This window comes from Nocardiopsis sp. MG754419, assembly GCF_018207095.1.
Lineage (GTDB): Bacteria > Actinomycetota > Actinomycetes > Streptosporangiales > Streptosporangiaceae > Nocardiopsis.
Window position 1 is genome coordinate 24255 of record NZ_QOCZ01000114.1, and the last position, 8739, is coordinate 32993.

The following is an 8739-nucleotide window of genomic DNA, read 5'->3' on the forward strand; positions in this document are numbered from 1 at the left end:
GCCGCGCGCGGGAAAGGACCCACCCCGTTCCATGTCCCTTGCAGAGCCACTGTCCCGTCGTGCTCAGGCCACGCACGCCTGGCTCGGCCGCGCCCGACGCTCGGGCAGCCACGAGCAGAACCTCATCCTGGGCATCGTCAAGAGCGCCTTGGCGGCCACGCTCTCCTGGTACGTCGCCCACGACGTCCTGGCGGCCGAGGCCCCCGCCTTCGCCCCCTTCACCGCCGTACTTATGATGCAGGTCACCGTCTACCGGTCGGCGGTGCAGTCGCTCCGCTACATCGGCGCGGTGCTCCTGGGCATCGCGGTGCAGGCCTTCCTCGCCTTCGCCGCCGGCCCGGACGTGCTGACCTTCGCACTGGTCTCGTTGATCACCCTGGTGATCGCGCGGTGGCGTTTCCTGGGCGAGCAGGGCGCCCAGGTGCCGACCGCCGCGTTCTTCGCCTTCTCCGTCTTCCTGACCTCCTCCGGTTTCGACGGACGCCTCATGGCGCTCGGCGAGATCGTCCTGCTGGTGGCGATCGGGTGCGCGGTGGGCACCATCATCAACCTGGTGTTCTTCCCCCCGATGCGACACCGCAGCGTGGAATGGGCGATCGGCGCGCTCTCGCACTCCATGTGCGACCTCCTCGGAGACGTGTCCCGGCAGATGGCCGCGGGCGACCTGGACGAGAGCAGCACCGAGGCCTGGCGTCGGCGCGCCGACGCCCTGGACTCAGAGGTGGAGCAGGCCCGCGCGTCGATCCGCACGGCGTGGGAGTCCCTGCTGTTCAACCCCTCCCGGTTGCTGACCAAGCACCGCCCGCACACGACCTTCGAGGGGTACGAACAGCTGGTGGAGGCGTTGGGCCGGGTCGCCTCCCAGGTGGGGTCGATGGCCCGGGCGCTGCACCTGTGGGCCGATGACGACCGCAGGGCGCCGCACCAGGAGTTCCTGGCGCGTTACGGCGAACTGATGGACTCCCTGGGAGAGATCACCCGCACCCTGTCCCAGCTGGACGAGGACCACCTGAGCGACCAGGCCGTACGGCTGTGCCGGTCGGCCGAGGGCGCGCGGGAGTGCACCGAGGCGCTCACCCGCATTCCGAGTCAGGACGACCCGCCGCCGTTCGACGACCTCACCCAGCCGTACGGTGTGCTGCTCATCGAGGCTCAGCGGTTGATGGACGAGATGCAGTACTCCTGCGACATCGTCAAGTACTACGTGGACGAGCGCGACCGGCGGTAGGCACCGCGCTCGACGCCGGGGCGGGGAGCACCGGGGGTCGTGGTCGGCGCGCGCCGCCCGCACGCGCCGACCGGCCCCGGTGGGTCGCGGACCGCACCGCCCTGGGCTGCTCGGACGGCACGGTCAGCACGAGCACGTGCGGCACCGGGCGCCGAGGCCGTCACACTCGACGATGACCTCGGCGCCCCCGCACGGCGCACCGCCGACGCGGGGCCGTCCCGTCACCGCCCTCAGTCGTGGAAGGGGAGTTCCTCCGGCATCAGGGGCTCGAAGTCGGTCTCCTCGATGGCCCCGCCCTCGCGGTCGGTCACGCGCGGCTCCTGCACCATCTCGATGGCGCCGCCCTCCTGGTACTGGACCACGTACACCCCCTCGTGGCCGCCGTGGTCACCGTCGGACGAGGAGAACGGCACCGACCCGGGCCCCCGCCACTCCTGCTCGTCCATGGCCTCGATCAGCGACCGCCGGGTGAGATCCTCCCCGGCGGACATCAGGACCTGGGCGAACATGACGGCCTGGGTCATGCCGAACACGTGCGTGTTGGTGACCGGGCCGCCCTCGCCGTACTCCTCGTAGATCGCCAGGAAGAATCGGCCCCACTCGTCGTCCTCGTCCTCCACACGCGGCATGTAGGTGGTGATGAGCATGTCGTCGAGGAAGGTGTCGGCCGGGACCCCCTCGGCGTCGGTGTCCTGGGTGAACTCCGCGAGCAGCGCCTGGAGTGTCGTGGTGTCGCCGCCGATGCTGGACACCATCCACTGGGGCTCGTAGCCGATGCGCGCGGCCTCCAGCATGCCGAGGGCGACGAAGGCCGGGATGCAGGAGCACACGACCACCTCGGCGCCGGACCTCTCCAGTTCGGCCATCTGCGAGCTCAGGTCGGCGACCTCGGACTCGTAGTGCTGACGGGCGACGACGTCGTCGGTGAGGTACTGGTCGAGCCCGGCCTGGGAGTCCTCGCCGATGTCGTCGTTCTGGTACAGGTACCCGACGCCCTGACCGGCGAAGTGCTCGGCGATGTAGGCGCCCTGGATCTTCGCCTCCTTGGTGTAGTCGGTCTGCCAGCCGTAGGTGAGCGGGTGCTCGTCCGGGTTGTTCCAGGCCAGCGCCCCGGACGAGGGGAAGATGTCGGGAACGCCCTCCTCGTTGAGGTAGTCCAGGACACCGCTGTGCGTGGGGGTGCCGAGGCCGCCGACCATCGCGAAGATCTCGTCCTCGATGACCAACTGCCGGGTGACGTCGATGGTCTGGGAGGGGTCGTAGGCGTCGTCCTCCACTCGGTAGTCGATGCTGCGCCCGTTCACCCCGCCCTGGGCGTTGACGTGGTCGAACACGGCGGCCGCACCCTGGGAGACCGCCAGGTATCCCGGGGCGGCGGGCCCGGTCAGGGGCTGGTGGGAACCGATGACCACGGCGTCGTCGGTGACGCCGGGGGCGACGTCCAGGTCGACGTCGGCGCCGTCGCCGACCTCGCCCGCTCCGCCGCAGGCGGTGAGGAACATGATCAGGGCCAGTCCCAGAGCCGGCAGGGCCCGGGTGCGCGTGCGTGGACGCATGGTGTTCTCCTCGGTCGGGGGGAAGGGGGTGTCAGGACTCGCGGGCTCGGAGCCGGGCTCTGAGGCTGTGGAGGGCCCCGTGGACTCCCAGGGGCCAAAAGCGCAGGACGAGGATGAGCACGACCCCGAAGAACACGATGGGCAGGTTGTTCTCGACGTCCCGGCTCAGGTTCAGGGCGCGGGCCAGGTCGGTGGCCCAGATCTGGAGGTAGACGATGGCGATGGCGGCCCACAGCGCGCCCCACAGGCTGCCGATCCCGCCCATGACCAGGGCGGCGAGCAGGGTCAGCGACAGCACGAGCGTGAAGCTGCCGGGGGTGACCGTGCCGAGGACGTAGGCCTGGAGCCCCCCGGCCAGGCCGCCGGCGGTGGAGGCGATGACGAAGGCGACCACCTTGGTGCCGCCGACGGGGACACCGGCCATCGCGGCGGCGGTCTCGTCGTCGCGGATGGCGCGCATGCGGCGACCGAGACGGCCGGCCGACAGGGTGGCCAGCAACGCCAGACCGAGAACGACGGTGGTCCACACGACCAGGGCCCGCCACTCACTGGTACTGACGAGGCCCTGGAGGAAGGGCGGTGCCCCGGCGGTGCGGATGTTGAGCCCGTTACTGCCGCCGAGCACGTCGTGGTACCGGTGCGCCAGGCCGGGCAGGCCGACCGCGAGGATGAGGGTGGCACCGGCCAGGTAGGGGCCGTGCAGACGGGCGGTGGCCGCGCCCACCGCGATCCCGGCGACGACCGACACCACGACGATGATGGCGAGGTTGACGGCGAGCGGCAGCATCGGCTGGTGCAGGACCAACAGCGCCATCGCGTAGGCGCCGATCATCATGAACGCGCCATGGCCGAGGGACACCTGGCCGGAAGCGCCGACCAGCAACTGGAGACCGGCGACGGCGAGCATGGTGTACCCCACCGCGGCGAGGCGCAGGGCGGTGAGGTCGCCGGTGACGAGCAGCAACCCGGCGACGGCCGCCAGTCCGAGCGCGGCCAGGAGCAGGTGGCGGACGGGCAGGGGCAGTGCGGACCGGCGGGTGTGGCGGGGGGCGGGGTCGGACCCGACGGGGTCGGTGGGCGTCTCGCGCCGGACGGTGGGCTGGGACATGGCTACACCTTTCGCGCAGTCGGCCGGGACAGGATGCCGTCGGGGCGCACGCTCAGGACGAGGACGACGATGACGAGGGCGGACAGGGTCGCCAGTTCGGGCCCGACGTACCCCGACACGTAGGACATGCCGAGGCCGATGAGCAGGCCGCCGACGACCGCGCCGAAGGGGTTGTCCAGTCCCCCGACCACGGCCGCGGTGATCCCGAAGACGAACACGACGTCGAACACGTTCGGGGACAGGAACGGCGGACCGGCGAGCATGCCGGCGAGGGCGCCGATGAGGGAGGCGATCCCCCAACCGACGGTGAGCATCAGGCCCACCTTCACACCGCTGAGCCGGGCCGCCTCGGGGCGGAACGCTGCGGCGCGCATGCGCAGGCCGAGCGGCGTGAAGCGGTACACGAGGAAGAGCAGTAGGGCGACGCCCCCGACGGAGGCCAGCGCGAACACGTCGGAGGGGGCGAAGCGCCCCACGTAGTCGAAGGCGTAGCGGAAGCCGTGCTGTTCGTTGCCCCAGACCATGCCGACCACGCCCTGGATCACCAGGAGCAGACCGAGGGTGACGATGATGGCGTTGAGCTGGGAGGTCCGGGCGATGGGCCGGATGATGACGCGTTCGACGAGGGCGCCCACGACCAGGCCGACGGTGAGGGCCGCGGCGAACCCGACCCAGTACGAACCGGTGAGCTGGGTGACGGTGTAGGCGGTGTAGACCGACAACAGCGCCAGGGCGGGCTGGGCGAAGTTCACCAGCCGGGTGGCCTGGTAGATGATGACCAGGGACAGCGCCAGCGCCGCGTAGCCGGCCCCGGAGGCCAGCCCGTTCAGGGTCAGGTTGATGAAGTGGGTCATGGGGGTCTCCCTCAGAAGCCGAGGTAGGCGTGGCGCGTGCGCTCGTCGGCCAGAAGGCCGTCGGAGGGGCCCTCCGTGGCGACGCGGCCCTGGTCGAGCACCAGCCCGTGGTCGGTGACGGACAGGGCGCCCGCGGCGTTCTGTTCGACCAGGACGACGGTGAGCCCGGTGCGGGCGCGCAGGTCGCGCAGCAGGGTGAAGATCTGCCGGGTGACGCGCGGGGCCAGTCCGAGCGAGGGTTCGTCGAGCAACAGCACCTTCGGTCGGGCCATGAGGGCGCGCCCGATGGCGAGCATCTGGCGTTCGCCGCCGGACAGGGTGCTCGCGGTCCGGGAGCGGCGTTCGGCCAGGGGTGGGAAGAGCGCCATGACCTCGTCGAAGGTGGTGCGGTCCCGCCGGTCGGCGCGCCAGAGGCCGCCCAGACGCAGGTTCTCCTCGACGGTGAGTTCGACGATCACGCCGCCGCCCTCGGGGACGTGGGCCAGACCGCGGGTGATGACCTTCTCGGTGGGCAGGCGGGTGATGTCCTCGTCGTCGAGCAGGACCCGGCCGGAGGTGGCCGGGTGCAGCCCGGTGAGGGTGCGCAACAGGGTCGTCTTGCCCGCGCCGTTGGCGCCGAGCACCGCGCACAGTCCCTGGTGGGGGACGTCGAGGGAGACGTCGGTGAGGGCGCGCACGGGGCCGTGGTGGGCGGTGAGGCCCCGGACCGACAACAGGGGCGCGGTGCTCATCGGGCGGCTCCCTTCCGGCCCGTTCCGTGGGTGCCGTCCCGGTCACCGTCCGGGGCGTCGATGGGCGCCTCGTCGGCCGGGGTGCCGAGGTAGGCCCGCGTGACGGCGGGGTCGGCCTGCACCTGCGCGGGGGTTCCGGTGGAGATGACCCTGCCGAAGTCGAGGACGACGATGTGGTCGCACACCTCCATGACCAGGTCCATGTGGTGTTCGACGAGGACGACGGCCATGTCCCGGCTGAGATCGCGGATCCGTGCGGCGAGCTCGTCCATCTGCGCGCCGGACAGACCGCCGGCGGGTTCGTCGAGAAGGAGGAGTTCGGGTGCGCCGACGCAGGCGCGGGCCAGGGCGACCTGCTTCTGCACCCCGTAGGGCAGGGTGCCGGGCAGGCGCGCGGCGTACTCGGCGATCCCGAACCGCTCCAGCGCCGCCAGGGCCCGTGCCCGCAGTTCCCTCTCGTCCCGGTGATGCCGGCCCAGCCCGGTGATCAGGGAGAACGGGCCGCCACGGGCGAGCCGGTCCGCGCCCACCATGACGTTGGCGATAACCGGCATCAGCGGGAAGAGGTGGAGCCCCTGGAACGTACGGGCGATGCCCGCCCGGGCCAGGTGGTGGGTCCTGCGACCGGGCGGGGGCGCCCCCTTCCAGGTGATGGCGCCGGCCGTGGGGCGCAGGACCCCGGACAGGACGTTGAACAGGGTGGTCTTGCCCGCGCCGTTGGGGCCGATGAGGCCGACGACGGAGCCCGCGCCCACCCGGAGTCCGACGTCGTCGAGCGCGGTGAGGCCGCCGAAGCGCATGGTCACCCCCTCCGCGCTCAGGAGGTGTTCCGGTGCTGTCGTTGCCATGGCTGCCTTTCTGGTGACGGACGGCCGGGACGTACCGACCGGTCGGGACGTGACGGTGATCCGTCCGCCCATCGCGTCCGGACCGGGGTGCCCCTCCCTCAGGTGAAGAGGCGGGCCAGGTCCACCCGGGACCTGATGTTGAGCTTGCGGAAGATGCCGCGCAGGTGGTGCTCCACCGTGCGCGGGCTGATGAACATGTGCGCGGCCACCTCCCGGTTGGTGGCCCCCTCCGCCACCAACCGGGCGATCTGTTGCTGTTGCGCGGTCAGCTCCCCGGTGGAGGGGGTCTCGGGGCCGCGCTCGGCGGTCCCGATCGCGCGCAACTCGGCGCGGGTCTGGCGGACCCACAGCCGGGCCCCGAAGCGTTCGAAGGTCTCCAGGGCGTTGTACAGGTGCTCGCGGGCCCGACCGGGGAGACGGACCCGCCGCAGGTGGGCGCCGAACAGCAACTGGGTGCGCGCGTGCTCGACGTCGTCGTCACCGCAGGCCCGGTGCAGGGCCAGCGCGGTGCCGAAGTGGTCGGTGGCCTCGTCGCCGGTGGCGAGGAGACCGTCCCCGCGCGCGGCCAGGGCCAGCGCGCTCGGGCTCGCCACGGACTCGGCCCACCCCCGGTAGCCGGCCAGGGAGGCCCGCGCCCACGCGGTCTCCCCCATGCGCACCGCGGCCTCGACGAAGTGCGGCGCGGTGAGCAGACGCATGGTGGGGTGCCCGTGACCGGGTCCGGCGTGCACCAGGGAGCGCAGCCGGAAGAACGCGTCGGCGGCGTTGCCGCGCGACAGTTCCAGGACGGCCAGCGCCCAGGAGGCCAGGGCTGCGGGCAGGCCCAGGCTGTTCTCCCCCGCCTGGGCGGCGACCGCGCGGGCCCGGATCCGGCAGGTGTCGACGTCGCCCTGGATGGCGGCGATCATCGCCAGCGACGCCAGGTTCTGGGTCGCCCAGATGGACTGGCCGGTCTCCCGGGAGGCCCGCAACCCCTCCAGCGCGGTCCCCGCGGCGGACGGGAAACGCCCGCTCCAGAACTCCGAGAAGACGAGGAAGGCCAGGGCGGAGGGGACGAACAGCTGCTGCCCGCGCGACCGGGCCGTCTCCACCGCGCGTGAGGTCACCGAGCGGACGTAGGGGGCGTCCGCCAGGCGCAGGCCGCAGATGCCCGCCCACACCAGTTCCGTGGGGGCGCTCAGTTCACGCGCGAGCCGCGTCGCCTCGCGCAGCAGGGGCGTGGAGCCCGGGTAGTCGCCGCGGAAGGAGACGGTGCAGCCCTCCAGGAAGGCCGCGGTGAGCCGCATCGACGGAGGGTCCTCCGGGCCGACCAGGCTCACCGCCAGTTTCGCGGCGTGCCCGTGGCGGACCGGGTCACCCGCGTAGGAGGCGCTGTCCGCGGAGCGGGCCAGGGCGCGCAGGGCCAGTTTCCGGTCGTGCGGCACGAGGTCGCGGCCGATCTCCAGGAGGCGCTCGGCGGCGTCGACGGCGTTGGAGTCGCGCATGTGGAACTCGGCGTCGATGAGGTCGACGACGGCGCGACGCCGGTCCGAGACCGCGAGCGGCCGGGCGCGGGAGAGCAGTCGCGCGGCGCGCACGGAGTCCCCGCCCAGATAGGACTCGTAGGAGGCCGTCGCCAGCCGGCAGGTGCGTTCGTCGGCGTCGGGGGTGAGCGCGGCGGCCCGCTCGTGGGTGAGCGAGGCGCGCAGGGGCCCCTCCAGGCGCTTGGCGCGACGGGCCGCAGAGGCCACCCGGTCGGCCAGGCCGGCGTCGGGGGCCTCGGCCCCGAGAGCGGTGTGCCGGGCGAACGCGAACGGGGAGGACTCGGGGTCGGTCACCCCGGCCAGGGCGCGGTGGGCGACGCGCAGTCGACCGGTGGGGGCGCCCTGGGGGATGGCCTCGCGCAGCAGGGGGTCCGTGAAGGTGACGGTGTCGGCGTCGACGGTGATGAGGCCGTGTTCCTCCGCCGGTTCCAGTGCGGCGACGGTCGCCTCGGCTCCCCCGGCCTCCAGTAGCGGGTGGACGCGGGGTGCGCCGGCCAGGGCGGCGAGCAGCAACACGTTCCGGGTGGGCTCGGGCAGTGCGCGGTACGGGGCCAGCAGCGCCGAGCGCAGTCGTCGGGGCAGGGGCGGCGGTTCGGGGAGCGCCTCCGCACCCTGGATCTGGGCGGTGTCGAGCCCGTCGAGGAAGCCGAGCAGCGCGGCCGGGTTGCCGTGGCAGGCGCCGACCAGGGCGGAGCGGACGGCGGAGGACAGGTGCGCCGGCGCACGGTCGGTGAGGAGGTCGTGGACGGCACGGTCGTCCAGGGCGGGGAGCGGGTACTGGGCGACCCCGGGGACGGCGGACCGGCGAGCGCCGCCGCGGGGGGTGGCGGTGTCGGTGGAGCCGGTGGAGTCGGAAGCGCCGCGCACGGGTGCGTCGGCGGGGCCGGGCGG

General features: G+C 72.8%; 7 protein-coding genes. 1 reads left to right on the forward strand and 6 read right to left on the reverse strand.

Translation table 11 applies throughout. The features are described 5' to 3' along the window. Positions 1-31: 31 nt before the first annotated feature. On the forward strand, positions 32-1228 hold the full coding sequence (locus DSY14_RS19880; protein WP_211718101.1) for an aromatic acid exporter family protein: 1197 nt from the start codon (positions 32-34) through the stop codon (positions 1226-1228). A gap of 230 nt (positions 1229-1458) precedes the next feature. Here the strand turns inward: DSY14_RS19880 and DSY14_RS19885 are convergent, their stop codons facing one another. From DSY14_RS19885 to DSY14_RS19910, 6 genes are all read right to left on the reverse strand, one after another. Next, positions 1459-2784, reverse strand: a complete 1326-nt coding sequence (locus DSY14_RS19885) for an ABC transporter substrate-binding protein (RefSeq protein ID WP_211718102.1) — start codon at positions 2782-2784, stop codon at positions 1459-1461. A 31-nt stretch (positions 2785-2815) separates the two neighbouring features. Further along, positions 2816-3892 (reverse strand): branched-chain amino acid ABC transporter permease, encoded by a 1077-nt coding sequence (locus DSY14_RS19890; protein WP_211718103.1) that lies wholly within the window; start codon positions 3890-3892, stop codon positions 2816-2818. Positions 3893-3894: 2 nt separating this feature from the next. Continuing rightward, complete coding sequence (locus DSY14_RS19895) at positions 3895-4746, reverse strand: branched-chain amino acid ABC transporter permease (RefSeq protein ID WP_211718104.1); 852 nt, start codon at positions 4744-4746, stop codon at positions 3895-3897. Positions 4747-4757: 11 nt separating this feature from the next. Continuing rightward, a complete protein-coding gene (locus DSY14_RS19900) occupies positions 4758-5477 on the reverse strand; it encodes an ABC transporter ATP-binding protein (RefSeq protein ID WP_211718105.1) in 720 nt (239 codons plus the stop codon). After that, on the reverse strand, positions 5474-6325 hold the full coding sequence (locus DSY14_RS19905) for an ABC transporter ATP-binding protein (RefSeq protein WP_211718106.1): 852 nt from the start codon (positions 6323-6325) through the stop codon (positions 5474-5476). The genes DSY14_RS19900 and DSY14_RS19905 overlap by 4 nt, the downstream gene beginning before the upstream one ends. A gap of 98 nt (positions 6326-6423) precedes the next feature. After that, positions 6424-8739: LuxR family transcriptional regulator (locus DSY14_RS19910; protein ID WP_211718107.1), on the reverse strand; the 2316-nt coding region annotated here is incomplete at its 5' end.